The organism is Streptomyces sp. VRA16 Mangrove soil (assembly GCF_017377775.1).
Lineage (GTDB): Bacteria > Actinomycetota > Actinomycetes > Streptomycetales > Streptomycetaceae > Streptomyces.
On the sequence record NZ_JAFVLN010000010.1, the window covers coordinates 23,096 to 47,118 of the forward strand.

Annotated in this window: 23 protein-coding genes; 13 read left to right on the plus strand and 10 right to left on the minus strand. The window is 70.1% G+C overall.

What is annotated here, in order from left to right; all coding sequences use genetic code 11:
• Positions 1–56 precede the first annotated feature (56 nt).
• Positions 57–1,805: a DUF6119 family protein gene (locus J3486_RS25640; RefSeq protein WP_207824164.1), complete on the plus strand. Its 1,749-nt coding sequence runs from the start codon at positions 57–59 to the stop codon at positions 1,803–1,805.
• A 139-nt stretch (positions 1,806–1,944) separates the two neighbouring features.
• Positions 1,945–3,354, plus strand: coding sequence for a hypothetical protein (locus J3486_RS25645; RefSeq protein WP_207824166.1), 1,410 nt, complete (start codon positions 1,945–1,947; stop codon positions 3,352–3,354).
• Between the two features lie 16 nt (positions 3,355–3,370).
• On the opposite strand, the gene J3486_RS25650 is transcribed toward J3486_RS25645, so the two are convergent.
• The 3 genes from J3486_RS25650 to ychF all read right to left on the minus strand — a co-directional run bounded on the left by J3486_RS25650 (position 3,371) and on the right by ychF (position 5,464).
• On the minus strand, positions 3,371–3,784 hold the full coding sequence (locus tag J3486_RS25650) for a PIN domain-containing protein (protein ID WP_207824168.1): 414 nt from the start codon (positions 3,782–3,784) through the stop codon (positions 3,371–3,373).
• A complete protein-coding gene (locus J3486_RS25655; protein WP_093721254.1) occupies positions 3,766–4,050 on the minus strand; it encodes a hypothetical protein in 285 nt (94 codons plus the stop codon). The genes J3486_RS25650 and J3486_RS25655 overlap by 19 nt, the downstream gene beginning before the upstream one ends.
• Before the next feature lie 325 nt (positions 4,051–4,375).
• Positions 4,376–5,464 carry a redox-regulated ATPase YchF gene (gene ychF / locus J3486_RS25660; RefSeq protein ID WP_207824170.1) on the minus strand — a complete coding sequence of 363 codons (1,089 nt, stop codon included), beginning with the start codon at positions 5,462–5,464 and terminating at the stop codon, positions 4,376–4,378.
• A gap of 254 nt (positions 5,465–5,718) precedes the next feature.
• Here ychF and J3486_RS25665 point away from each other — a divergent pair, with 254 nt between their 5' ends.
• The gene (locus J3486_RS25665) at positions 5,719–6,261 is read left to right on the plus strand and encodes a DUF6542 domain-containing protein (protein ID WP_307804936.1); all 543 of its coding nucleotides are present in this window, start codon (positions 5,719–5,721) and stop codon (positions 6,259–6,261) included.
• A gap of 13 nt (positions 6,262–6,274) precedes the next feature.
• On the opposite strand, the gene ppgK is transcribed toward J3486_RS25665, so the two are convergent.
• Complete coding sequence (gene ppgK, locus J3486_RS25670; protein WP_207824173.1) at positions 6,275–7,021, minus strand: polyphosphate--glucose phosphotransferase; 747 nt, start codon at positions 7,019–7,021, stop codon at positions 6,275–6,277.
• Positions 7,022–7,149: 128 nt separating this feature from the next.
• On the minus strand, positions 7,150–8,145 hold the full coding sequence (locus tag J3486_RS25675; protein ID WP_207824175.1) for a 4-hydroxy-3-methylbut-2-enyl diphosphate reductase: 996 nt from the start codon (positions 8,143–8,145) through the stop codon (positions 7,150–7,152).
• A gap of 131 nt (positions 8,146–8,276) precedes the next feature.
• Between J3486_RS25675 and J3486_RS25680 the strand changes: the two genes are divergently transcribed.
• Positions 8,277–9,650, plus strand: a complete 1,374-nt coding sequence (locus J3486_RS25680) for an APC family permease (protein WP_207824177.1) — start codon at positions 8,277–8,279, stop codon at positions 9,648–9,650.
• A 30-nt stretch (positions 9,651–9,680) separates the two neighbouring features.
• Here J3486_RS25680 and J3486_RS25685 read toward each other — a convergent pair whose 3' ends face one another.
• Positions 9,681–11,153 (minus strand): choice-of-anchor A family protein, encoded by a 1,473-nt coding sequence (locus J3486_RS25685; protein WP_207824180.1) that lies wholly within the window; start codon positions 11,151–11,153, stop codon positions 9,681–9,683.
• 118 nt (positions 11,154–11,271) lie between these two features.
• On the opposite strand from J3486_RS25685, the gene xseA reads away from it, so the two are divergent.
• The 3 genes from xseA (at position 11,272) to J3486_RS25700 (ending at position 13,479) form a co-directional block, all read left to right on the plus strand.
• The gene (gene xseA / locus J3486_RS25690; RefSeq protein WP_207824182.1) at positions 11,272–12,486 is read left to right on the plus strand and encodes an exodeoxyribonuclease VII large subunit; all 1,215 of its coding nucleotides are present in this window, start codon (positions 11,272–11,274) and stop codon (positions 12,484–12,486) included.
• Positions 12,483–12,782 carry an exodeoxyribonuclease VII small subunit gene (locus J3486_RS25695; protein ID WP_374194769.1) on the plus strand — a complete coding sequence of 100 codons (300 nt, stop codon included), beginning with the start codon at positions 12,483–12,485 and terminating at the stop codon, positions 12,780–12,782. Before xseA ends, J3486_RS25695 begins: the two co-directional genes overlap by 4 nt.
• Before the next feature lie 106 nt (positions 12,783–12,888).
• Positions 12,889–13,479, plus strand: coding sequence for a malonic semialdehyde reductase (locus tag J3486_RS25700; RefSeq protein WP_207824184.1), 591 nt, complete (start codon positions 12,889–12,891; stop codon positions 13,477–13,479).
• Positions 13,480–13,545: 66 nt separating this feature from the next.
• Here J3486_RS25700 and J3486_RS25705 read toward each other — a convergent pair whose 3' ends face one another.
• Entirely contained in the window at positions 13,546–14,082 is a 537-nt protein-coding gene (locus tag J3486_RS25705) for a DUF4245 domain-containing protein (RefSeq protein ID WP_207824186.1), read from the minus strand.
• A gap of 266 nt (positions 14,083–14,348) precedes the next feature.
• Here J3486_RS25705 and glpX point away from each other — a divergent pair, with 266 nt between their 5' ends.
• Positions 14,349–15,389: a class II fructose-bisphosphatase gene (gene glpX / locus J3486_RS25710; RefSeq protein ID WP_207824188.1), complete on the plus strand. Its 1,041-nt coding sequence runs from the start codon at positions 14,349–14,351 to the stop codon at positions 15,387–15,389.
• Positions 15,390–15,693: 304 nt separating this feature from the next.
• Here glpX and J3486_RS25715 read toward each other — a convergent pair whose 3' ends face one another.
• Positions 15,694–16,062 (minus strand): WhiB family transcriptional regulator, encoded by a 369-nt coding sequence (locus J3486_RS25715; protein WP_207824190.1) that lies wholly within the window; start codon positions 16,060–16,062, stop codon positions 15,694–15,696.
• A gap of 181 nt (positions 16,063–16,243) precedes the next feature.
• A complete protein-coding gene (locus tag J3486_RS25720; protein ID WP_207824192.1) occupies positions 16,244–16,924 on the minus strand; it encodes a DUF1707 domain-containing protein in 681 nt (226 codons plus the stop codon).
• 177 nt (positions 16,925–17,101) lie between these two features.
• Here J3486_RS25720 and J3486_RS25725 point away from each other — a divergent pair, with 177 nt between their 5' ends.
• A complete protein-coding gene (locus J3486_RS25725; RefSeq protein ID WP_207824194.1) occupies positions 17,102–18,784 on the plus strand; it encodes a fumarate hydratase in 1,683 nt (560 codons plus the stop codon).
• A 58-nt stretch (positions 18,785–18,842) separates the two neighbouring features.
• On the opposite strand, the gene J3486_RS25730 is transcribed toward J3486_RS25725, so the two are convergent.
• Positions 18,843–19,217: a VOC family protein gene (locus J3486_RS25730; RefSeq protein WP_207824197.1), complete on the minus strand. Its 375-nt coding sequence runs from the start codon at positions 19,215–19,217 to the stop codon at positions 18,843–18,845.
• Positions 19,218–19,343: 126 nt separating this feature from the next.
• Between J3486_RS25730 and J3486_RS25735 the strand changes: the two genes are divergently transcribed.
• The 4 genes from J3486_RS25735 to J3486_RS25750 all read left to right on the plus strand — a co-directional run bounded on the left by J3486_RS25735 (position 19,344) and on the right by J3486_RS25750 (position 23,919).
• A complete protein-coding gene (locus J3486_RS25735; RefSeq protein WP_207824199.1) occupies positions 19,344–20,747 on the plus strand; it encodes an aspartate ammonia-lyase in 1,404 nt (467 codons plus the stop codon).
• Between the two features lie 74 nt (positions 20,748–20,821).
• A complete protein-coding gene (locus tag J3486_RS25740; protein WP_207824201.1) occupies positions 20,822–21,499 on the plus strand; it encodes a DUF402 domain-containing protein in 678 nt (225 codons plus the stop codon).
• Between the two features lie 187 nt (positions 21,500–21,686).
• Positions 21,687–21,848 (plus strand): hypothetical protein, encoded by a 162-nt coding sequence (locus tag J3486_RS25745; protein ID WP_207824203.1) that lies wholly within the window; start codon positions 21,687–21,689, stop codon positions 21,846–21,848.
• A 37-nt stretch (positions 21,849–21,885) separates the two neighbouring features.
• Entirely contained in the window at positions 21,886–23,919 is a 2,034-nt protein-coding gene (locus J3486_RS25750; RefSeq protein WP_207824216.1) for an ATP-binding SpoIIE family protein phosphatase, read from the plus strand.
• The last annotated feature ends 104 nt before the right edge of the window (positions 23,920–24,023 follow it).

The following is a 24,023-nucleotide window of genomic DNA, read 5'->3' on the forward strand; positions in this document are numbered from 1 at the left end:
CCGTAAGGCCGCTCGTGTTACCGAACCGCACCGCAACCTCGCCCCAGGAGACCTCTGTGTCCAGCACCGCGTCGAAGCGCACCCTGTACCGCCTGACCCACGTCAAGGCGACCCCTGAGTCGATGCTCGAAGCCCTCGACGTCGACGCCCTCGACACCCTGGACGCGGTCGTGCGCGACGTCAGCGATCACCTGGGAGTTCCCGCCCTCGCGGTGTCCTTCGCCGTAGCGAAGGAGGAAGCCGCCTGGGGCAAGGACATCCTCCGGCTCACCGACGAGTCGGACCTGCTGCAGAGCGAGCAGCGCACCGGCGCACTGCTCGTGCTCGCCGTCGACGGCGCGGTGTACGCGATCGGCTTCGACCAGGGGTACAGGCTTCTTCCCACCCAGCTCAAGGACGCGCGCTTCGGTCTGTCCTTCGGTATCCGCGCCATCAACCCGCGGCAGGTGCGGGACTTCACTGCCAGCGTCCTCGGCCAGGCGCGCATCGACAGTTCCCTGATCCATGCCGGCGCCTCCGTACCGGCACTCGGACTCCGAGACCACGGGCGGATCATCCGCCACCTCGGCGGCTACCTCGACGAAGTCGACCTCACCGCAGGGAGCGGCACCAGGAACGGGGCCATGACCGCGGAGGGCGGCATCGGACTCCGTATCAAACTCGGCACCACCCCCGCCACACTGATCAAGGACATCCGCGCCATCGCCGCGATCTGCGAGCACGTCGTTCCCCACCCCGACCTGGCCTTCGTCGAGCACATCACCGCGGTCAAGGACCCTTCCCTCATCGACGCGCTCGACGCGGAACTGGACGCCACGCTCGGCCGTCCCGCAGACGGCCGGATCATCGCCGCCGTCCCCTTCTCCCAGAGCACCGACCTGCCCCGGTCCACCGCCTGCACCATCAAGATCGGGTCATGCCCGCCCCACCTCCGGGACGAGTTCAGTCTCGACTACGTCCTGGAGCGGGCCCGTGTGATCAAGGCAGGCGCCCGCGTCACGGCGCTCCGGCAGGGCACCGTCGAACTGTTTCGTGACACGCTCTCCGCACGGACCGCGCTCGCCCCGCGCACCGCCTCCCTGGAAGCCCTGTCCAAGGAAACCGCCATGAAGTGGATCGAGGCCACTTTCTCCCTCGGCTCCCGCACGTTCTGTCTGCTCGACGGTGAGTGGTACGAGCTCGGGGCGGGCTACCTGCGCAACGTCAACGAGACCGTGGCTCCCTTGTTCCCCGACGCGCCCTCCGTCGATCTCCCCCGCTGGCCGCTCGTCGAGAAGCTCAACAAGAAGGGTATGCGCGTGATGCGTCCCGTAGACGAAGGCGACTACAACAAGCTGGCCGCCCAGGCCCGTCGCGGCTGGGTCTGCCTGGACAAGAAGAATGTCCACAACCCCTTTCGGGCAAGCAACTCCGTCGAGATCTGCGACCTGTTCACCGAGGACGACACTCTTGTCCTCGTGAAGCCCGCGCACTCCTCAAGCCCGCTGAGTCACCTGTTCAGCCAGGCGCGCGTCTCCGTTGAGCTCCTCTTCGAGAACGCGGCCGTACGCGCGGAGTTCGCCCGGTCCGTACACGTCAACAGCGATCCGGCCCGCAGCATCCCCGAGGACTTCACCCCGCGCCGCGTCGTCTTCGCGATCCTTCTGAAGGACGGAGCCAAGCTCACGCCGGACTCCCTCTTCCCGTTCTCCGCCATCACCCTGGCCCAGACCGCGAAGGCCCTCGCCGCTCGCGGCGTGACCGTCGAAGTCATCGGCGTCGAAAGCGAGTCGGCCCAGTCCGCCATGCGCGACGAGGCTGCGTAGCCGCCCGGGACTCTCGCCGTAAACACGCCCTCTATATCTCTCATCCGAACGAGGAGTCCTTTCAGCAGCCCAGAATTCCCGCAAGGGCAGCGGGCATCGTCTCCGGTGGCAGGGCACCCAAGGAACGGCGGGAGGCTATATGGAACAGGCCCTCAACAAGCGGCAGCAGGCCGTGCTCGACTGGGTGGGCCAGGGGTGTCCCGACGGAGTCTGGCCAGACAGCACGTACAAGACCAGCGGACAAGCCCTGCAGAACCGAGGGCTCATCAAAGTCACCAAACGCCGCGGGCATTGGAGCGCCCACCTCACCGAGAAGGGGCGGCAGCATCTCATCGAACGCGGCATCCGCCCCGTGGAGCAGAGCACCCGACCGCCGGAGCGCCCCGCCCGAAAATCGGCACCGCCGCGCCCCCGAACCGTGCCGAAGGCCCTTGCGAACTACGCGGACCAGCTACTCGATGAACTGGCCGCTGCGAACGACGACTGTCTCATCAAGCCTATCGAATCCGGCCCGCACGCGGTGAATTGGGCGTCTCGGGTCAACGCTGCCCGCAAGTCCGGCAAGATCCCCCACACGCAGGAGCTGTACGGGTACCGCACCCACCGCGGCTACGAGATCAAGCTGGTCGACATCCCTGCCTGGCGCCTCGCGGAGCTCACCCCACTCCCTGTGCCGGCCAGACTCACCAAACCCCATGCCGTCGTGGCCGCTCTCCAAAAGCAGCCGCAGCCCATGGGCCTGACCAAACCCCTCCAGGGCCGAGCCCTGCGCATCATCCAAACCCTCATCACCGCCACCGAAGCCCAAGGCCACAAGGCAGCGCTCGGAACCACACAAGGCGCGCCCCCGCCCCATCGGCGCCGCAAGGCGCCACCGCACTTCACCATCACCGCCCAAGGCGAAAGCGTCGACTTCCTCGTCCTTCAAGAACAGGAACGCAGCGAACACGTCCCCACGGACAAGGAACTCGCCGACGCCAAGAAGCACTCATGGATGCGCATCCCCCGCTTCGACTACACCCCCTCCAGCCGCCTGCGTTTCATACTCCGCGGCGGCAGCCCGCACCGTGCAAGCGAATGGGCAGATCTCCCCGACCGGCCTCTGGAAGAACAACTCGCCGAGATCGTGCAGGAGGTCGGACTCCGCGGCGAGGCCGCAGAACGCAAACGCCTTGCAGACCAGCAAGCCAGAGAGGTACAGCAAAAGCGCTGGGAAGCCGCCATGCAGGAAGCCCACGCCGCCTACGCCGCCTACGCCGCCTACGCCCACGCCTACCGCGTCAAACACCTCGGAGAACAGGCAGACACCTGGTACCAGGCCAGCCGCCTGACTGAATACGTCGCAGCAGTAGGCGTCCATGCCACATCACTTCCGCCCGGGCAGGAGCGGACCGAGGTCGAGGCGTGGCTCGCGTTCGCGGATGCGCACCTCCAAAACCTCACCGAATCGGCCTCAGCGCTGAGACTGCCCACGCCGCCGAAACCCAGCGGCGACGACCTCAAGCCATTCCTCGGTCACTGGAGCCCCTACGGACCCCGCTCCTACTGAGCCGGACCAAGGGAAATCACACCGTCACGAGCCGGACCCGCTCGCCGCACAGCTTGGCCATGTCGTCAATATCGGAAGTCAGCATGACCACGGGGCGGTGCTGTCGCAGCGCGGCCTCGGCGACGGCCGCATCGATCGCGTACTTGTGTCCGTGCAACCCGGCATTCATCAGCAACTTCGAGGCAGCCCTCGCCTCCTCGTCACCGACCGGGACGACCCGCAGCCCGGAAAGCACCCAGTTCAGGCGTGACTTGTTCGTACGGGCGTGGACGGCCTCGATGATGGTGAGCGCGCTGATCACGACCTCCATGCCACGCGACCGCGCCTCAGCGATCAGAGCCACCACCTGCTCTTCGTCAGCGAGCAGCTTCGAAAGCCCCTCACTGTCGAGGACGAGCGTCCCCTCGTGACTCAGCCTGCGGCGGGCCACTCGGCCTCCTCGGCGAACACCTCGTCGAAGACCTGCCGCGCCCGCTGACGAGCCGGCTCGGAAACTGGCCCCTTGCGGCTCTCGTAGTCCGCCAGGTACTCGTCCAGGACCTGCCCGCGCAGCTCACGCTCGACCGCCTCGGCGATGAACGCGGAGAACTCCCGCTTCCCCACCCGCGCCCGGATCGCCTCCGCAGTCCCCTCCGGCAGCGACAGGCTCACCCGCGTCGCCGGACCTTCCCCGATGCTGTACGTCGTCTCACCCATACCCCGAGTGTGTCAAACGAGTAGGAAAAGCGCCACGCCTCCGCACGGCGCCCCAGAGCCGTGAAGAAGATGTGTGGATGAAACCCCGTCCCGCCCTCCCCGCGCACCGGTCAGATCACTGCCCGAAACCCAGCACGGGCTCCTCATCCCATCCCAGCACCATCCCAGCACGGTACGGATGACCAGGGGTGATGACAGGTGACGAGGGGTCAGCTATCCCAGCACCATCCCAGCACGGGAAAAAACCAAGGGCCCGACCCCGAAGAGCCGGACCCTCTCTGACCTGCATGTTTGCCAGATCAGCGACGTGGCGATACGTCAGCCGCTACACGTTGAACCGGAACTCCACCACGTCCCCGTCCTGCATCACATAGTCCTTGCCCTCCATGCGCGCCTTGCCCGCGGAGCGGGCGTCGGCCACCGAGCCCGTCTCGACCAGGTCGTCGAAGGAGATGACCTCGGCCTTGATGAAGCCCTTCTGGAAGTCGGTGTGGATGACACCGGCCGCCTCGGGGGCCGTGGCGCCCTTCTTGATCGTCCAGGCGCGGGACTCCTTGGGGCCCGCCGTCAGGTACGTCTGGAGGCCGAGCGTGTTGAAGCCGACGCGGGCCAGCGTGGCCAGGCCGGGCTCCTCGGCGCCGACCGACTCCAGGAGCTCCAGGGCGTCCTCCTCGTCGAGCTCGGCGAGGTCCGCCTCCAGCTTGGCGTTGAGGAAGATCGCCTCGGCCGGGGCGACCAGCGCGCTCTGCTCGGCCTTGAAGGTCTCGTCCGTCAGCTCGTCCTCGTCGACGTTGAAGACGTAGAGGAAGGGCTTGGTGGTGAGGAGGTGCAGGTCGTGGAGGAGTTCCTCGTTGCCGCTGCCCTGGACGATGCCCTGGGAGAAGAGGGTGTCGCCCTTCTCCAGGATCTCCTTGGCCGCCTCGACCGCCGCCACCTTCGGGGCCACGTCCTTCTTGATGCGCGACTCCTTCTGGAGGCGCGGCAGGACCTTCTCGATGGTCTGGAGGTCGGCGAGGATCAGCTCGGTGTTGATCGTCTCGATGTCGTCCTTGGGCGAGACCTTGCCGTCGACGTGCACGACGTTCTCGTCCTTGAAGGCGCGGATGACCTGGCAGATCGCGTCCGACTCGCGGATGTTCGCCAGGAACTTGTTGCCCAGGCCCTCGCCCTCGGAGGCGCCGCGCACGATGCCCGCGATGTCGACGAAGTCCACCGTCGCCGGGAGGACCTTCTGCGAGGAGAAGATCTCCGCCAGCTTGGTGAGGCGGGAGTCCGGGACGCCCACGACGCCGACGTTGGGCTCGATCGTGGCGAACGGGTAGTTGGCCGCGAGCACGTCGTTCTTGGTCAGGGCGTTGAACAGGGTCGACTTGCCGACATTGGGCAGACCGACGATTCCGATCGTGAGCGACACGTTGCGACTTCCCGTACAAGAGGAGGAGAGGTGTGGGCGGTCCACCAGTCTACGGCCTCGGTCTCTTCGGACCTGCGGCGTATCGAACGCCCGAGCCAACAACAGTCAAGCTTGGCCCAACCGCGTGTCCCGCGGCGTATTGCGCCTATAAGCCCACCTATGTTGGGCCTGTGGAGCAACACAGGACGCGTCCCCCGCAATCCCGCCCCCGTCGCGGCCCCGCCGCCCTGCCTCCGCAGGCACAGGGCGGCGACGTGCCCGCCGAGTCCGCCACCGTGTACCGCGCGGGCGGCGGCGGCACGGCCCGGCGGCTGCCGCCGCTGCTGCGTGCGCTGCGCCGCTTCCCGAACCCGCGCCTGACGGGCCTGGGCGGCGGCCTGTTCTGCGTGGTGGCGATGCTGGTGCTCGGGTTCCTCGACGGCGTGCTGTTCGGCGGCTCCGTCGCCGTGTACGGCGTGCTGTTCCTGCTGGTCAGCGGGCTCGCGGCGGGATGGGTGCGCAAGGCCGACCTGGTCGCGGCGCCGGTCTCGGTGCCCATCGCGTACGCCCTCGGCGCGCTGTTCGTCGCCGACAGCGGCAGCGACCTCAGTACGCACCTCGCCAACCTGGTGACGATGCTGGCGACGAGCGCCGGCTGGCTGTACGGCGGCACGCTGGTCGCCGGTCTTGTCGTGACCGTACGGAAGGTGCGGCTGATGGCGCGCAAGGCCGCCCAGCAGCGCCGGACCGGACCGCACGGGCCCGGAGCCGGGGCCGGTCAGGAGCCGCCGAAGGCACCCAGGCCGCGCCGGGCCTGACCCGTCCGGAGCGCTACGCGCGCGAGGCGGACATCGCCGCGCCCACGATCCCCGCGTTGTTCTGCAGCTCGGCGGGGACGATCTCCGCCTTGATGCCCTGGATCAGCGGCAGGAACTTGTGGGCCTTGCGGCTGACGCCGCCGCCGATGATGAACAGCTCGGGCGAGAACAGCATCTCCACATGCGCCAGGTATTTGGTGACGCGCTTGGCCCAGTGCTCCCAGCTGAGGTCGTGGTCCTCCTTGGCCTTGGTGGAGGCGCGGTGCTCGGCGTCGTGGCCGTCGAGCTCCAGATGGCCCAGCTCCGTGTTCGACACCAGGACGCCGTCGGAGAACAGGGCGCTGCCGATGCCGGTGCCGAAGGTGAGCAGCAGCACCGTGCCCTTGCGGCCGCGGCCCGCGCCGAAGTGCATCTCGGCGACGCCGGCGGCGTCGGCGTCGTTCATGATCGTCACCGGAAGGCCGCCGAGCCGCTCGCTGAGCAGCGCGCGGGCGTCGACGTCGATCCAGCCCTTGTCGACATTGGCCGCGGTGCGGATGGTGGCGCCGCCCGTGACGACGCCGGGGAACGTGATGCCGACCCGGTCGCATCTGACCCCGAAGTGGTCGACGACCTCCTTGACGCCGTCGGCCACCGCGTCGGGCGTGGCGGGCTGCGGAGTCAGCACCTTGAACCGCTCCTGGGAGAGATCGCCGCGCTCCAGGTCGACCGGAGCGCCCTTGATCCCTGATCCGCCGATGTCCACACCGAAGATCTCCATGGACCCACGGTACGACGCGCCGCCGACCCTCACTTCTTGTGGGCGGAACCGCCGACGGAACCGCCGGCGGGCCCGTCTACGGACCCGTCCGCGGATCACCCGACGGATCACCCGTCGGATCACCCGGTCTAGCTCTCGGTGGAGCCCTGCATCAGCGCCGCGGCCTCGGCGCGCAGATCACGGCGGAGCTCCTTGGGCAGCGAGAAGGTGATCGACTCCTCGGCCGCCTTCACGATCTCCACGTCCGCGTAGCCGCGCTGCGAGAGCCACTCCAGGACCTCCTCGACGAGGACGTCCGGGACCGAGGCGCCGGAGGTGACACCGACCGTGCCGACGCCCTCCAGCCAGGACTCCTCGATCTCGCTGGCGAAGTCGACCAGGTACGCGTCCTTGGCCCCGGCCAGCTTGGCGACCTCGACGAGCCGCTTGGAGTTCGACGAGTTGCGCGAGCCGACGACGATGACGAGGTCGGCCTCGGCGCCCATCTGCTTCACGGCCAGCTGGCGGTTCTGCGTGGCGTAGCAGATGTCGTCGCTCGGCGGGGAGACGAGCCCCGGGAACTTGGTCTTCAGGGCGTCGACGGTCTCCATCGTCTCGTCGACGGAGAGCGTGGTCTGGGAGAGCCAGACGACCTTCTCCGGGTCGCGGACCTCGACCTTGGCGACATCCTCGGGGCCGTCGACCAGCGTGATGTGGTCGGGGGCCTCGCCGGACGTGCCGATGACCTCCTCGTGGCCCTCGTGCCCGATCAGGAGGATGTCGAAGTCCTCGTTCGCGTACCGGATCGCTTCCTTGTGGACCTTGGTGACGAGCGGGCAGGTCGCGTCGATGGTGGCGAGCCGGCCGCGCGCCGCCTCTTCGTGGACGGTCGGTGCGACGCCGTGCGCCGAGAACATCACGATCGAGCCCTCGGGGACCTCCTCCGTCTGTTCGACGAAGATGGCGCCCTTTCGCTCCAGCGTCTGCACGACGTACTTGTTGTGCACGATCTCGTGGCGGACGTAGATCGGAGACCCGTACTGCTCCAGGGCCTTCTCGACGGCGATCACGGCACGGTCCACACCGGCGCAGTAGCCACGGGGGGCGGCGAGCAGGACGCGGCGGGAGCCAGTGGTAGCAGTCATGTTCCCCATCGTAAGGGGGCACCGGGCGGGCCAAAGATCCCCCGTTCGACAGGCCGGAAACGGCGCGCTTACAGAGACTGAAGATCTGTGCACGTGTCTGTGCTTGGAAACGGGCGACATACGGAGGCGCGATGTCCGCCGGCACCACCCCCGAGAGGACCCCTGAGGAAGCCACGCTCAGGCGGGACCTCGGCTTTCGCGACCTTGTGGTCTACGGGCTCCTGTTCATCGCCCCCATGGCACCCGTCGGCGTCTTCGGCACCCTGGACGCGAAGTCCCACGGCGCCGTCGCCCTCGTCTACGTCGTCGCCACGATCGCGATGGCGTTCACCGCATTCAGCTACGCGCAGATGGTGCGGGTCGCTCCCCGGGCCGGGTCCGTCTACGCCTACGCGCGCGTGGGGCTCGGAAAGGGGCCCGGCTTCATCGCGGGCTGGATGGCGATGCTGGACTATCTCCTCATCCCGGCCGTCGCGTACCTGTTCTCCGGGATCGCGATGAACTCGCTGGTGCCGGACGTCTCGCGGTGGGTGTGGACGGCGCTCGCCGTGGTCGTCACGACCCTGCTCAACCTGTGGGGCGTCCGGGCGGCGGCCCGGGTCGGCTTCGCGGTCCTGGCGATGGAGATCACGGTGCTGGTGATCTTCATGGTCTCCGCGATCGTGGTTCTCGCCACGGACGGCGCGCAGCGCGGCTGGCTGTCGCCGCTGACCGGCGACGGCACCCAGGGCACGTTCGCCCTGTCGGCGGTGCTCGCCGCGGTGTCGGTGGCCGTGCTTTCGTACCTCGGCTTCGACGCCATCGCCACGTTCGCCGAGGAGGTCACCGGCGGTTCGGCGAAGGTGGCGCGGGCGGTGCTGTTCTGCCTGGTCCTCACCGGTGTGCTGTTCATCGCGCAGACCTACCTGGCGGCCCTCCTGGAGCCGACGACGTCGGCACAGCTGGCCGCCGATCCCGCCAAGCAGGGGTCCGCGTTCTACGACACCGTGAACGAGGCGGCCGGGACCTGGCTCCACGACCTGGTGGCGGTGAGCAAGGCGATCGGCGCGGCGTTCGCGGCCCTGGCCGGGCAGGCCGCGGCCGGGCGGCTGCTGTTCGCGATGGCCCGCGACCGGCGGCTGCCGAAGGCGCTGTCCCGCACGGACTCGGGCGTGCCGCGCGCCGCGCTGCTGGTGGCCGCGGTGATCACGCTGATCGCGGCGGTCTGGGCGGCCCGCCGTGACGACGGTCTCGACCAACTGACGTCGGTCGTGGACATCGGCGCCCTGACCGCGTTCACGCTGCTGCACGCGAGCGTGGTCGGCTACTTCGTGGTGCGCCGCCGCGGGGAGCAGATCAGCTGGTGGCGGCATCTGGTCATCCCGGTCGTCGGTGCCGCGATCACGGTCGCGGTGATCGTGGAGGCGTCCGGCACGGCGCAGGTGGTCGGCGCGATCTGGCTGGCCGTGGGTCTGGTGGTGCTGGTGGTGCAGCGGGGACGGGAGCCCGCCGCACCCCAGGCGTGACGTTTTTCCAGCGCGCCTTCAGCGTGCCTTTCAGCGCGTCCTGCGGCGCCGGGCCCAGATCAGGGCCGCGCTCCCCGTGCCGATCGCGCCGACGGCGATCACCCCGAGCAGTCCGGTCCGCCGGCCGGCACCGGTGTTCGCCAGTTCGGGACCGGTCGGCGAGGGCTGCGAGGACGGTGTCGCGGCGGGCGACGTCGAGGGAGCCGGGGTCGGGGCCGGGGTCAGGGTCGGGGTCGGGGTCGGCGAGGGCGACAGGGAACCGGTCGGCGTAGGCGTCGCGGTCGGCGTAGGCGTAGGCGTAGGCGTCGGCGTCGCTGTGGTCGTCGGCGTCACGGACGAGGAGGACGGCGCCGGGGTGAGCGTGGCGTTCGCGGGCTTCTTGTCGGAGCACTCCAGCTCCGCCGCGAACGGGAAGTAGTGGATCTCCCCCGCGTTCACGTCCGTGCTGCCACTCGCCGTCAGCGGGCCCGCGACCAGCGACTTCACGATGACGTCGCCCTCCATGTTGGCGGGGTCGAGGTCGGTGACGTCGGCGGAGGGGGCGAAGAGCGTGCCCTCCAGGGTGTCCCCGTCGGCGATGGTGATCTTCGTGGCGTCCGGGAAGTCCCAGAGCATGTAGGGCGCCTGCGCGCCGCCGACCCCGGCGAGGGTGGGCGTGCGCCAGGTGTAGTCGCCGCCCTCCGCCGAGGTGTCGACCACGACGACCAGCGGGGTCGAGGCGCTGGGCTGGTTGGTGAACGTCAGATCGGCGATGTCGTTCAGGTTGGCGCCGGTGATGTGCAGGACGTTGGTGACGCCCTCGGTGAGCGTGATCTTCAGGTTGGCGTTCGCGGGGACGGCGTCCTGGTCACCCAGTGGGGTGCCGTTCCCGTCGCGCAGCACGACATTGGTCGCGCACCGGTTCATCCGCTGGGCGCGCTCCCGGTACGTCGTGAACAGGGCGGGGAAGTCCATCAGGCCGGACTGCGCGACCGCGGCGGCCGACTCCCGTGTGGTCAGTTCGATGCGCGGGGTGGAGTCGTAGGCGCTGCCCGTGGTGTCCACCCGGGTGTCGACAAAGGCCCCGTTCTGGTCGGTGGTCAGGGCCTGTCCGCCGGTCATGTCGCCGATCTTCACGTACCCGTCGCGCAGCACTCTCAGCACGCCGACGGGGCTGCTGCCCGCGTAGTCGACGCGGCCGCCGACCAGGAGCGCGATGGGCTGGGAGTCGCCGGGGGCGACATAGCTGCCGGTGTCGTTGAGGGCCACGTTGTAGCCGTCGCCGAAGCGGAGGTTCCCGCCGACGGCGACGGGGCCCTCGGACTCGGTGCTGCCGAGGGTGGCGTCCGCCTCGGTGACGACACCGAAGCCGTTGCTGCCGGCCACGGGGTTGCCGATGGTCACGGTGTCGCGGAGCGCCCCGGCGCCGGCCGCCGTGCCGGGCAGCGCGAGCCCGAGACCGGCCGTGCAGGCGAGGGAGGCGGTGGCCGCGACGGCCAGGGGAGTGCGGGTGGTTCGCGTCATCCTGCGACGCTAGGAAGCCGTCCGTGGCCCGCGCCGCCACCACGCCGCACCCCCGCGCGGGGGCCGTCCCGATGGTCGTACATACGGCGATGTCGGTGGCTGCGGCTACGCTCGCGGCATGGCTGTCAACACGTCCCCGGACACCCCGATCCCCGTCGGCGAGGTGTCGCGGCTGATCGGCGGATGGATCGACCGGCTCGGTGCCGTGTGGGTCGAGGGGCAGATCACGCAGCTGTCCCGGCGGCCCGGCGCCGGTGTCGTGTTCCTGACGCTGCGCGATCCCTCGCACGACATCTCGGTCTCGGTCACCTGCTACCGCCAGGTGTTCGACGCGGTGGCGGACGCCGTGCGGGAGGGTTCCCGGATCGTGGTGCACGCGAAGCCGGAGTGGTACGCGCCGCGCGGCCAGCTCTCGCTGCGCGCCGCCGAGATCCGTCTGGTCGGGATGGGTGAACTGCTGGCCCGTCTGGAGCAGTTGAAGAAGGCGCTGGCCGCGGAGGGGCTGTTCGCCGCCGACCGCAAGAAGCCGCTGCCGTTCCTGCCGCAGCTCATCGGCCTGGTGTGCGGGCGCGCCTCGGCGGCGGAGCGTGACGTGCTGGAGAACGCGCGCAGGCGCTGGCCGGCGGTCCGCTTCGAGGTGCGCAACGTGCCGGTGCAGGGCGTGCACGCGGTGCCCCAAGTGGTTCAGGCGGTCAAGGAGTTGGACGCGCTCGACGACGTGGACGTGATCGTCGTGGCGCGCGGTGGCGGCAGCGTGGAGGACCTGCTGCCGTTCTCCGACGAGCAGTTGGTGCGGGCCGTGGCCTCGTGCCGCACCCCGGTCGTCTCCGCGATCGGCCACGAGCCGGACACCCCGCTGCTCGACTACGTCGCCGACCTGCGGGCCTCCACCCCGACCGACGCCGCGAAGAAGGTGGTGCCGGACGTGGGCGAGGAGTACGAGCGGGTGCGCTTCCTGCGGGACCGGGCCCGGCGCAGCGTGGAGGCGTACATCGAGCGGGAGGAGCGCGGGCTCGCCGCGGCGCTCGCCCGCCCCTCCATAGAGGATCCGCACCGCATGGTGGACGAGCGGGAGGAGCAGGTCGCGGCGCTGGCCGACCGCGCACGGCGCACCCTCGGCCACCTCCTGGACCGCGCCGAGTCGGAGCTGACGCACACGCACGCACGCGTGGTGGCCCTCTCCCCCGCGGCCACCCTCAAGCGCGGTTACGCGGTGCTGCAGAAGCCGGACGGGCACGTGGTGCGCGGCCCGGACGAGGTGGGCCCGGACGAGCCGCTGCGGGCCCGGGTCGCCGAGGGCGAGTTCTCCGTACGAGTCACAGAAGAAGCATGAGGGACAAGGCGATGGCGAAGACGAACGCGAGCACGAAGGACCAGCCGGCCGACGCGACGCTCGGCTACGAGCAGGCGCGGGACGAGCTGATCGATGTCGTACGGCGCCTGGAGGCGGGCGGCACCTCTCTGGAGGAGTCCCTCGCGCTGTGGGAGCGCGGCGAGGAGCTGGCGAAGGTGTGCCGCCGCTGGCTGGACGGGGCGCGCGCCCGGCTCGACGCGGCGCTGGCGGACGCGAACGGCGCCGACGGTGAGGACGGTGACGACGCAGGGGCGGCGGACGAGGACGAGGAGTGACGTCCGGGCTCCTTGTGAACAGCATCACGAAGGCTTTTGTTGAAAGTTGAACCTCGTTGGGCGTACGGTCGGAGTCATCAGTTGATCCCCACGAGAAGGTTGATCGATGTCCCTCGTTCTTGACCCCGCCGCCCAGGACCTGCTCTTCCGCGAGGCCCGCACCGCGAACACCTTCACCGACGAGCCGGTGACCGACGAGCAGGTCCAGGCGATCTACGACCTGGTCAAGTACGGTCCGACCGCCTTCAACCAGTCGCCGCTGCGCATCACCCTGGTCCGTTCCGCCGAGGCTCGCGAGCGCCTGGTGAAGCACATGGCCGAGGGCAACCAGCCGAAGACCGCCTCGGCCCCGCTGGTCGCGATCCTCTCCGCGGACAACGAGTTCCACGAGGAGCTGCCGCAGCTCTTCCCGCACTTCCCGCAGGCCAAGGACGCGTTCTTCTCCGAGCGCCCGGTCCGCGAGCAGGCCGCGCTGGTCAACGCCACGCTGCAGGCCGGCTACTTCATCATGGGCGTGCGCGCCGCCGGTCTGGCCGCGGGCCCGATGACCGGCTTCGACTTCGACGGTGTCCAGAAGGAGTTCCTGGACGCCGACCACACCCCGCTGATGATCGTCAACATCGGCAAGCCGGGCGACGACGCCTGGTTCCCGCGCTCCCCGCGCCTGGAGCTCGACCAGGTCATCACGACCGTCTGAGCCACCGCAGTACATGCAGGAAGGGCCCCCGGCGATGTCGCCGGGGGCCCTTCCTGCATGTACGGATCACGCGGACTCGGCCCGCTCCATCTTCAGCGATTCGGCCATCTTCGTCAGCTGACCGAAGCCCGCGGTGCCGGTCACCACCGTCGTGGAGCCCTTCTCCTTCAGCACCAGGGCGTCGTACTTGTCGCCCTTGTAGCGCTGCCACTCCGCGCCGTTGATCGACTGCTTGCCGCTGGTCGCCTCGGCGCCCTGGCTGGCGTCGTCGATGAACCGGGCCGGCTTGTCGGTCGACTGCTCGACGGCGACGTACTGGCCGTCGGGGTCGAGGAAGCCGAGGTGCCAGGTCTCGTTCCGCTCCGCCTCGTAACGCACCGAGGTCGCCTTCCAGGACTTGGACAGGCCCTCGGGGGCGGCCACCGGATAAGGGGCCGCGCGGCGGGCCGACAGGAGCTCGACCCGGTAGTCCACGCGCGGGACCGGGGTCTCCTTGGAGTCGTCGTGCGGGACGAAGAGATAGACCACGCCCGCCGTCACGACACAGACACCCAGGGACAGCACCAGGCTGCCCACCGTCTTCTTGCCATTTCTTCCTGCCACGCGCCCCATCGTCGCAGGTGGCCGATCGATCTCCGCCGTCAGGTCCCCTGTTGCGTCCCGAAATGCGCCACCTGTCATGAACGGAACCGCTCATTCGTGGGGTGGTCTGCTCAGATTGTCGTACGGGCGATAGAGTTCGCCCCATAACAACCCTCATCCGCCCGCCCGTCGCCCACCACCGCCCTTGCACTGAGCCCTTCGGGCGCCCCTCCTCATTTGTCGTATCCCGGCGAAACACCAACGCCGGAACAGAAAGGTGCGTCTCGATGACCGAGCATCAGCATCACCAGCTGCCGTCCGAACTCGAGGTCCCCTCCGAGGCCCCCGACCGCAACCTCGCCCTGGAACTCGTCCGCGTCACCGAGGCCGCCGCCATGGCCGCGGGCCGCTGGGTGGGCCGCGGCGACAAGAACGGAGCGGACGGCGCGGCCGTGCGCGCCATGCGCACCCTCGTCTCCACCGTCTCGATGAACGGCGTCGTCGTCATCGGCGAGGGCGAGAAGGACGAGGCCCCGATGCTGTTCAACGGCGAGCGGGTCGGGGACGGGACGGGCGCCGAGTGCGACATCGCCGTCGACCCGATCGACGGCACGACCCTGTGCGCCAAGGGCATGCCGAACGCGATCGCCGTGCTGGCCGCCGCCGACCGCGGCACCATGTTCGACCCGTCGGCCGTCTTCTACATGGACAAGCTGGTCACCGGCCCGGAGGCCGCGGACTTCGTGGACATCAACGCGCCGGTGTCGGTGAACATCCGCCGCGTCGCCAAGGCGAAGAAGGCCTCCCCCGAGGACGTCACCGTCGTCATCCTCGACCGGCCCCGCCACGAGGGCATGATCAAGGAGATCCGGGAGACCGGCGCCCGCATCAAGCTGATCTCGGACGGCGACGTGGCCGGTTCGATCCTCGCCGTGCGCGAGGGGACGGGCGTGGACCTGATGCTCGGCATCGGCGGCACCCCCGAGGGCATCATCTCGGCCTGCGCCATGAAGTGCCTGGGCGGTGTGATCCAGGGCAAGCTGTGGCCCAAGGACGAGGAGGAGCGCCGGCGGGCCATCGACGCGGGGCACGACCTGGACCGCGTCCTGTCCACCGACGACCTGGTCTCCGGGGAGAACGTGTTCTTCGTGGCCACCGGCATCACCGACGGCGAGCTGCTGCGCGGCGTGCGCTACCGCTCGGAGACGGCGACGACGTCGTCCCTCGTGATGCGCTCCAAGTCCGGCACGATCCGGCAGATCGACTCGGAGCACCGGCTGAGCAAGCTGCGTGCCTACAGCGCGATCGACTTCGACCGGGCCAAGTAGGCCCGACAAGCAGACCTGCCGAGCAGACCTGCCGAACAGGCCGGTCGAGCAGGCCGGTCGAGCAGGCCGGTCGACCAGACCTGCCGAACAGGCCGGTCGAGCAGACCCGTCGACCAGACCTGCCGAACAGACCTGCCGAGCAGACCCGTCGACCAGACCTGCCGAACAGGCCGGTCGAGCAAGCCTGCCTAACAGACCTGCCTAACAGACCTGTGCGAACAGACCGGTCGAGGCGCCGGCGCAGTGAAGCCGTGAGGGGGCGCCCTGTTCGCACAGGGCGCCCCCGAACGCGTACGGAACCGGCTCAGCCGGCGGCGGCCACCGCTCGCGCCGCCTTCTTGAGCTCCACGTCGCGCCGGCGCCTGCGGGCGAGGACCACCCGGCGCTCGGCCGCCGTCAGGCCGCCCCACACCCCGTACGGCTCCGGCTGGAGCAGCGCGTGCTCACGGCACTCGACCATCACGGGACAGCGGGCACAGACCCGCTTGGCCGCATCCTCGCGCGAGAGGCGCGCGGCGGTGGGCTCCTTGGAAGGGGCGAAGAAGAGTCCCGCCTCGTCGCGCCTGCACACGGCCTCCGTGTGCCAGGGCGCGTCCTGATCCCTGTCCCTGGCTGGCCCCCGCTGCTGCGGTACGGCGGCGACCTGCAGGGACTGATGCGGCGGATGCAGCACGGTCTACTCCTGACGACGGCTAACGACGGCTTTCGCGAGCTTCAAAGGCAACAGGGGTCGATCGGTAGACGATGCAGCAAGCTCTACCCGCTGTGTCGACGCCTATGCACTGAGTTCCGAAGCACGGAAGTTCCCGAGCGCATACAGGAGTTCACCCGGGCGCCCTCGCGGAGCCGTGCGTTCAGCCGAAGTGCTTGCGCAGGTGCTTCTCCAGGTTCGCGATGACCTTGCCGCGCCGGGGCCGCGCCTCGATGCTGCCGAGCACGGCCACCCCGTCGACGTACACGACCGGCGCCTCGGCCTCGGGCGCGTCCATCGCGTCCACCTCGAAGCTGCCGAGGATGCCGCCGCCGCTGCCGCGCAGCGAGATGTTCTCCGGGACCTTGATCTCGACGCTGCCGAAGACGGAGACCGCTTTGATGTAGACCTGCGGGTACTCGAAGATCGCCTCGCTGAGGTCGATCTCGACACTGCCGAACACGGCGTACGCGTGCGTACGGCGGCCCACGCGCCAGCGGCCCCTGCGGACGGTCGAGCTGAACACCGCCACCAGGTTCTCCCCCGGCAGCGGCGGGACGGTGCCGGGCGCGGGCTGGTCGGGCGCCGGGGAGACGACCGTCGGGCGGGCGGCGTGCACGCCGGGCAGGTCCCGCACGAGCGGCTCCAGCTCGCCCACGGTCTTGGCGCGGTAGACCCGGTCGATCCGCTCGGCGTGCTCGTCCGCGTCGAGCCGGCCCTCCGCGAGCGCTTCGCGCAGGATGTCCGCGATCCGGTCCCGGTCCGCGTCGGAGGCACGCAGGACGGTCGGGTCCGCCGTGGGAGCGCTGGGGGCGGGCTGCGAAGGGCGTTTTTGGAGGTCCACGACAGCAGCGTACCCAAACGCGATAGATCGCGACTAGGGGGCGCGGCCTCCCGATCGCGCCCTGTCACGGACCAACTGAGCCTTACCTCACAGCTCCGGCCGCGCCACCAGGTTCTACGCTGGTTGGCGCTGCCAACGAATGCCAGCCTGCTGTCTGTCGAGTGAGGAATGGGCGAGATGCCTGAGTTCGCGTACACCGATCTGCTCCCCCAGGGCGAGGACACCACGCCGTACCGCCTGGTGACCTCCGAAGGTGTCTCCACCGTCGAGGGGCCGGACGGCCGTACGTTCCTGAAGGTCGAGCCGGAGGCGCTGCGCAAGCTCGCCGAGGAGGCCATCCACGACATTCAGCACTACCTGCGCCCGGCCCACCTCGCACAGCTGCGCCGGATCGTCGACGACCCGGAGGCGTCGAACAACGACAAGTTCGTCGCGCTCGACCTGCTGAAGAACGCGAACATCGCGGCCGCGGGCGTGCTCCCGATGTGCCAGGACACCGGCACCGCGATCGTCATGGGCAAGCGCGGGCAGAACGTCCTCACCGAAGGTGAGGACGAGAAGTCGCTCTCCAAGGGCATCTACGACGCCTACAAGAACCTGAACCTGCGCTACTCGCAGATGGCCCCGCTGACCATGTGGAACGAGAAGAACACCGGCTCGAACCTCCCGGCCCAGATCGAGCTGTACGCGACCGACGGCGGCGCCTACAAGTTCCTCTTCATGGCGAAGGGCGGCGGCTCGGCCAACAAGTCGTTCCTGTACCAGGAGACGAAGGCCGTCCTGAACGAGGCCTCCATGATGAAGTTCCTGGAGGAGAAGATCCGTTCGCTGGGTACGGCCGCGTGCCCGCCGTACCACCTCGCGATCGTCGTCGGCGGCACGTCCGCCGAGTTCGCGCTGAAGACCGCGAAGTACGCCTCCGCGCACTACCTGGACGAGATCCCGTCCGAAGGTTCGGAGCTGGGCCACGGCTTCCGGGACAAGGAGCTGGAGGAGAAGGTCTTCGAGCTGACGCAGAAGATCGGCATCGGCGCCCAGTTCGGCGGCAAGTACTTCTGCCACGACGTGCGCGTGGTGCGTCTGCCGCGGCACGGCGCCTCCTGCCCGGTCGCCATCGCCGTCTCCTGCTCGGCGGACCGCCAGGCCGTCGCGAAGATCACCGCCGAGGGCGTCTTCCTGGAGCAGCTGGAGACGGACCCGGCGCGGTTCCTGCCGGAGACCACGGACGAGTCCCTCAACGAGGACGCCGAGTCCTCCGACGTCGTGAAGATCGACCTCAACCAGCCGATGGACGCGATCCGTGCCGAGCTGACGAAGTACCCGGTCAAGACCCGCCTCTCGCTGAGCGGTTCGCTGGTCGTGGCCCGCGACATCGCCCACGCCAAGATCAAGGCGCGGCTCGACGCCGGCGAGGAGATGCCGCAGTACCTGAAGGACCACCCGGTGTACTACGCGGGCCCGGCCAAGACCCCCGAGGGCTACGCGTCCGGTTCCTTCGGCCCGACGACGGCCGGCCGGATGGACTCGTACGTCGAGCAGTTCCAGGCGGCGGGCGGCTCGATGGTGATGCTGGCCAAGGGCAACCGCTCGCAGCAGGTCACCGACGCGTGCGGCACGCACGGCGGCTTCTACCTCGGCTCCATCGGCGGCCCGGCCGCCCGTCTCGCCCAGGACTGCATCAAGAAGATCGAGGTCCTGGACAACGAGGAGGACGGCATGGAGGCCGTCTGGAAGATCGAGGTCGAGGACTTCCCGGCGTTCATCGTCGTCGACGACAAGGGCAACGACTTCTTCCAGAACCCGGCGCCCGAGCCGACGTTCACGCACATCCCGGTGCGCCAGGGCTCGCAGCTGTCCTGACCGTCCGCACGGTCCTTCGTGCACAGGCCCCCTCCGGCACGGAGGGGGCCTTCGTGCGTCAGGCGCCCGGCAGGAAGAGGCAGAACGGGTGGCCGTGCGGGTCGCGCAGCACCCGTACGCCCTGCTGCGGCTGGTGCTCCTCCAGCGTCGCGCCGAGCGCGCGGGCCCGCGCCGTCTCGGCCTCCAGGTCGTCGACCTGGAGATCGAGGTGCGCCTGCATCTGCTGGCTGCCGGGGCGCTGCGGCCACACCGGGGGCGTGTGGTCCGTCTCCCGCTGGAAGCTCAGTCCCGGCCGCTCCTGCCCGGGATGGCGCAGCCGCACCCAGTCGGGCTGCCGGTCGACCTCCTCCCAGCCCAGCAGGGCGCGGTAGAAGTCGGCCAGGGCGGGCGGATCGGGGGTGCCGAGGACGAAGGCACCGAGCGTCGTCGTCATGGGTCCCGCGTTTCCCGTACGGACGTCTGCGCACACGTGCCGGCGACGGATGTGGCGCGGTTGCCGTGGAATAGCGGCCGGGTGGCCGACGCTGGCAGGGACAGGACCATGAGGAGGAAGGCAGTCATGACGAGCACGGCGAACGACGGCGGATTCCGGATCGAGCACGACTCCATGGGCGAGGTGCGGGTGCCCGCGGACGCCAAGTGGCGGGCGCAGACCCAGCGCGCCGTGGAGAACTTCCCGGTCTCCGGGCAGCGCATCGAGCGCGCCCACATCGAGGCGCTCGCCCGCATCAAGGCCGCCGCAGCCAAGGTCAACGCCGAGCTCGGGGTGCTCGACAAGGACATCGCGGACGCCATCGTGGACGCGGCGGGCGAGGTCGCCGAGGGCCGCTGGGACGACGAGTTCCCGGTGGACGTGTACCAGACGGGCTCCGGCACCTCGTCGAACATGAACACCAACGAGGTCCTGGCCACCCTCGCCACCGAGCGCCTGGGCCGGGACGTGCACCCGAACGACCACGTCAACGCCTCGCAGTCGTCGAACGACGTCTTCCCCTCCTCGATCCACATCGCGGCGACGGCCGCCGTCACCCACGACCTGATCCCGGCCCTCGACCACCTCGCCGCGTCCCTGGAGCGCAAGGCGGCGGAGTTCGCCGACGTGGTGAAGTCGGGCCGTACGCATCTGATGGACGCGACGCCGGTGACGCTCGGCCAGGAGTTCGGCGGGTACGCGGCGCAGGTCCGCTACGGCGTCGAGCGGCTCACGGCCTCGCTCCCCCGCCTGGCCGAACTCCCGTTGGGCGGCACGGCGGTCGGTACGGGGATCAACACGCCGCCCGGGTTCTCGGCGGCCGTGATCGCCGAGGTCGCGCGGGCCACGGGCCTGCCGCTGACCGAGGCGCGCGACCACTTCGAGGCGCAGGGCGCGCGCGACGGCATCGTGGAGACCAGCGGGCAGCTGCGCACCGTCGCGGTCGGCCTCACGAAGATCGCCAACGATCTGCGGTGGGCGGCGTCGGGCCCGCGCACCGGGCTCGCCGAGATCAACCTCCCGGACCTGCAGCCCGGTTCGTCGATCATGCCGGGCAAGGTGAATCCGGTCATTCCCGAGGCGACGCTGATGGTCGCCGCGCAGGTGATCGGGAACGACGCGACGGTGGCCACCGCGGGTGCGGCGGGCAATTTCGAGCTGAATGTCATGCTGCCCGTGATCGCCAAGAACGTCCTGGAATCGATCCGCCTGCTGGCCAACGTCAGCCGGCTCCTGGCCGACCGCACGGTCGACGGCATCACCGCGAACCGCGAGCGCGCCCGCGAGTACGCCGAGTCCTCCCCCTCCGTCGTGACGCCGCTGAACAAGTACATCGGGTACGAGGAGGCGGCCAAGGTCGCCAAGAAGTCCCTCGCCGAGCGCAGGACGATCCGTGAGGTGGTCGTCGAGGGCGGGTACGTGGAGCGCGGCGACCTCACCGAGGAGCAGCTCGACGAGGCGCTGGATGTCCTGCGGATGACCCGCCCGTAACAGGTGGTGGCCGGATGACGTATTCGTGACGCTCGTCGCTGTGGTCGTATGCCAGCGGCACCTAATATCTGTCCATGACAGACAACGACCGGTGTGGCGTGGGGCGCTGGGCGCCAGGGGAGCAGGTCCTGTGGCGCTACCGCGCCAACGCGGGCGACGGCTTTCACATCTGCCGTCCGGTCACCGTCGTGCAGGACACCGACGAGCTGCTCGCCGCCTGGATGGCGCCCGGCACCGAGTGCGTCAAGCCGGTCCTCGCGGACGGCACCCCGCTGCACCGCGAGCCGCTGGCCACCCGCTACACCAAGCCGCGCACGGTGCACCGGGACCGCTGGTTCGGCGCCGGCGTGCTGAAGCTGGCGCGGCCCGGCGAGCCGTGGTCGGTGTGGCTCTTCTGGGAGCCGGACTGGACCTTCCGCAACTGGTACGTGAACCTTGAGGAGCCGCAGACCCGCTGGTCGGGCGGTGTCGACTCCGAGGACCACTTCCTGGACCTGTCCGTGTACGAGGACGGCAGCTGGCGCTGGCACGACGAGGACGAGTTCGCGCAGGCGCAGACCGTGGGCCTGATGGACGCGCGGCAGGCCCGGTCGGTGCGGGAGGCGGGGGCCCGCGCCGTCGAGGTGATCCGCGGCTGGGGCCATCCGTTCTGCGACGGCTGGCAGCGCTGGCGGCCCGACCCGGCCTGGCCGGTACCGGCGTTGCCCGCCGACTGGGACCGGATGCCTGCGCCCGCGCATGTGTCCTCATGAGACCCTTGATGCGCCCCCGGGGAGTAAACGTAGGATCGTCCTCCGCAAGCGCGCACCGCAGCAGATGTGAGGAGTTCGGGCAGCAACTCTTCGTGCACGTAGTGGGTCTGACACGATGTCAACGAGGTCATCGAGGGGCGGCGAGACCGTGAACGTGGGTGGATCGGGCGGGAGAGACCGTCAACTCATGGACGGCACACAGGAAGTGGCCGACAGTGGCCTGCGCGCACGCGCCTGTGCCGTGCGCGAGGCCGGGATTCCGTTCCCCGGGCACACGTTCCGGGTATCGGGACTCCTGCGGGCACCCGAGCACCAGCTGTTCATCGACTGCCGACGCACCGGCCAGTGACACGGCGCGCAGCCCCGGACGGACGGATTCGACACGCGTGACGGAGCACTCAGCCTCTTATCAAGGCTCCCACGAAGGCCGCCACCTCGGCGCGGCGGCCCGCCCCGCGGACCCTCGCGGGGCCCTTCGGCACACCCCGGAGTCGGCGCAGTCGGCGCAGTCGACCGGGGCGTCCGGCGGCTTACCGGAGCAGCCGCGCCGGGCCGCCACGGACGCCGAGCACTCGCAGCCGCACACGGCCTCTCCCGAGCCGGGGCGGCCCGAACCCGTGCGCCCCGATCCGCCCGGGCCGCCGGACGGCGCCGAGCGGCGCTCCGGCCAGCCGCGCCCGACGGGCCAGCCGGTGGCGATGCGCAGGGACGGGGACCGGCTGCGGTTCGTGGGCGCCGCGACCCGGCGGATCGCCCGCGGCATCGACCTCGACGAGATCGTGATGGGCCTGTGCCGGGCCACGGTGCCGACGTTCTCGGACGCCATCCTGGTCTATCTGCGCGAGCCGCTCCCGGTCGGCGACGAGCGTCCGACGGGCCCGATGGTGCTGCGACTGCGCCGCACCGACCGGATCCCCGACGCCGTGGACGACACCGAGACCGACGGTGCGGGACAGCCGTCGACGCTCGTGCCGCAGCCCGAACTGGCTCCGGGCAGTGCCGAATTGTGCACGGTGCGTCCCGGCGGTGCGCTCGCCGAGGTGCTGCGCGGGGTGCGCCCGGTCTTCGCGGACACGCCCGCCGCGCTCGCCGCGCTGCCCGAACTCCTGGGCGGCGACCCGGTGTTGCCGACCGGGCAGCGCGTCATCCTGGCTCCGCTGCGGGGGCGGCGCCGGGTGATCGGGGCCGCGGTGTTCCTGCGCCGCCAGGACCGGTTCCCCTTCGACCCCGACGACCTGCTGGTGGCCGGGCAGCTGGCGACGCACAGCGCGCTCGGCATCGACAAGGCGGTGCTGTACGGGCGTGAGGCGTACATCGCCGACGAGTTGCAGCGCACGATGCTCCCGGAGACGCTGCCGCGCCCGACGGGCGTCCGGCTGGCCTCGCGCTACCTTCCGGCGGCGGAGACGGCCCGGGTCGGCGGCGACTGGTACGACGCGATCCCGCTGCCGGGCAGCCGGGTCGCCCTCGTGGTCGGCGACGTGATGGGGCACTCCATGACGTCGGCGGCCATCATGGGCCAGCTGCGCACGACGGCGCAGACCCTGGCCGGGCTCGACCTGCCGCCGCAGGAGGTCCTGCACCACCTGGACGAGCAGGCGCAGCGGCTCGGCACCGACCGCATGGCGACGTGCCTGTACGCGGTTTACGACCCGGTCTCGCACCGCATCACCATCGCCAACGCGGGGCATCCGCCGCCGGTCCTGCTCCACCTGGGCGGGCGCGCGGAGGTGCTGCGGGTGCCGCCCGGCGCCCCGATCGGTGTCGGCGGCGTCGACTTCGAGGCCGTGGAGCTGGACGCGCCGGCCGGTGCGACGCTGCTCCTGTACACGGACGGCCTGGTCGAGTCGCGACTGCGGGACGTGTGGACCGGCATAGAGCAACTGCGTGAACGGCTCGCCGCCACCGCGCAGTTGACGGGCCCGGACCATCCGCCGCCCCTCGAAGCCCTCTGCGACGAGGTGCTGGACATGCTCGGCCCCGGCGACCGGGACGACGACATCGCGCTGCTCGCCGCCCGCTTCGACGGGATCGCGCCGAGCGATGTCGCGTACTGGTTCCTGGAGCCGGAGGACGCGGCGCCCGGCCGCGCCCGCAGGCTGGCCCGCAGCGCCCTGTCGCGCTGGGGTCTGGAGGAACTGACCGACTCGGTCGAGCTGTTGGTGAGCGAGGTCGTCACGAACGCGGTGCGGTACGCGTCCCGTCCGGTGACGCTGCGGCTGCTCCGTACCGACGTGCTGCGCTGCGAGGTCGGCGACGACGTGCCGCAGCTGCCCCGGCAGCGGCAGGCGCGCGCCACCGACGAGGGCGGCCGCGGCCTGTTCCTGGTGAACCGTCTCGCCCGGCGCTGGGGCGCCACCCGGCTCTCCACCGGCAAGGTGGTCTGGTTCGAGCTGGCGCGGCCGGGCGGCGGCGCCTAGACCTGTGCGCGGGTGGGACGGGCCCGGCAGGCGCGGGCGCGAGGTGGACCCGGCACGCGTGAGGGGGCGACGGAATTCCGTCGCCCCCTCACGCGTGCCGTGTG

Bases quoted from the DNA above. Each gene is read 5' to 3' on its own strand.
- xseA (WP_207824182.1), top strand. From the start codon at position 11,272: ATGGCTGTCAACACGTCCCCGGACACCCCGATCCCCGTCGGCGAGGTG.
- J3486_RS25655 (WP_093721254.1), bottom strand. From the start codon at position 4,050: ATGGGTGAGACGACGTACAGCATCGGGGAAGGTCCGGCGACGCGGGTG.
- J3486_RS25745 (WP_207824203.1), top strand. From the start codon at position 21,687: ATGGACGGCACACAGGAAGTGGCCGACAGTGGCCTGCGCGCACGCGCC.
- J3486_RS25680 (WP_207824177.1), top strand. From the start codon at position 8,277: ATGTCCGCCGGCACCACCCCCGAGAGGACCCCTGAGGAAGCCACGCTC.
- J3486_RS25695 (WP_374194769.1), top strand. From the start codon at position 12,483: ATGAGGGACAAGGCGATGGCGAAGACGAACGCGAGCACGAAGGACCAG.
- J3486_RS25740 (WP_207824201.1), top strand. From the start codon at position 20,822: ATGACAGACAACGACCGGTGTGGCGTGGGGCGCTGGGCGCCAGGGGAG.
- J3486_RS25700 (WP_207824184.1), top strand. From the start codon at position 12,889: ATGTCCCTCGTTCTTGACCCCGCCGCCCAGGACCTGCTCTTCCGCGAG.
- J3486_RS25675 (WP_207824175.1), bottom strand. From the start codon at position 8,145: ATGACTGCTACCACTGGCTCCCGCCGCGTCCTGCTCGCCGCCCCCCGT.
- J3486_RS25725 (WP_207824194.1), top strand. From the start codon at position 17,102: ATGCCTGAGTTCGCGTACACCGATCTGCTCCCCCAGGGCGAGGACACC.
- ppgK (WP_207824173.1), bottom strand. From the start codon at position 7,021: ATGGAGATCTTCGGTGTGGACATCGGCGGATCAGGGATCAAGGGCGCT.
- J3486_RS25735 (WP_207824199.1), top strand. From the start codon at position 19,344: ATGACGAGCACGGCGAACGACGGCGGATTCCGGATCGAGCACGACTCC.
- J3486_RS25645 (WP_207824166.1), top strand. From the start codon at position 1,945: ATGGAACAGGCCCTCAACAAGCGGCAGCAGGCCGTGCTCGACTGGGTG.
- J3486_RS25685 (WP_207824180.1), bottom strand. From the start codon at position 11,153: ATGACGCGAACCACCCGCACTCCCCTGGCCGTCGCGGCCACCGCCTCC.
- J3486_RS25730 (WP_207824197.1), bottom strand. From the start codon at position 19,217: ATGACGACGACGCTCGGTGCCTTCGTCCTCGGCACCCCCGATCCGCCC.
- glpX (WP_207824188.1), top strand. From the start codon at position 14,349: ATGACCGAGCATCAGCATCACCAGCTGCCGTCCGAACTCGAGGTCCCC.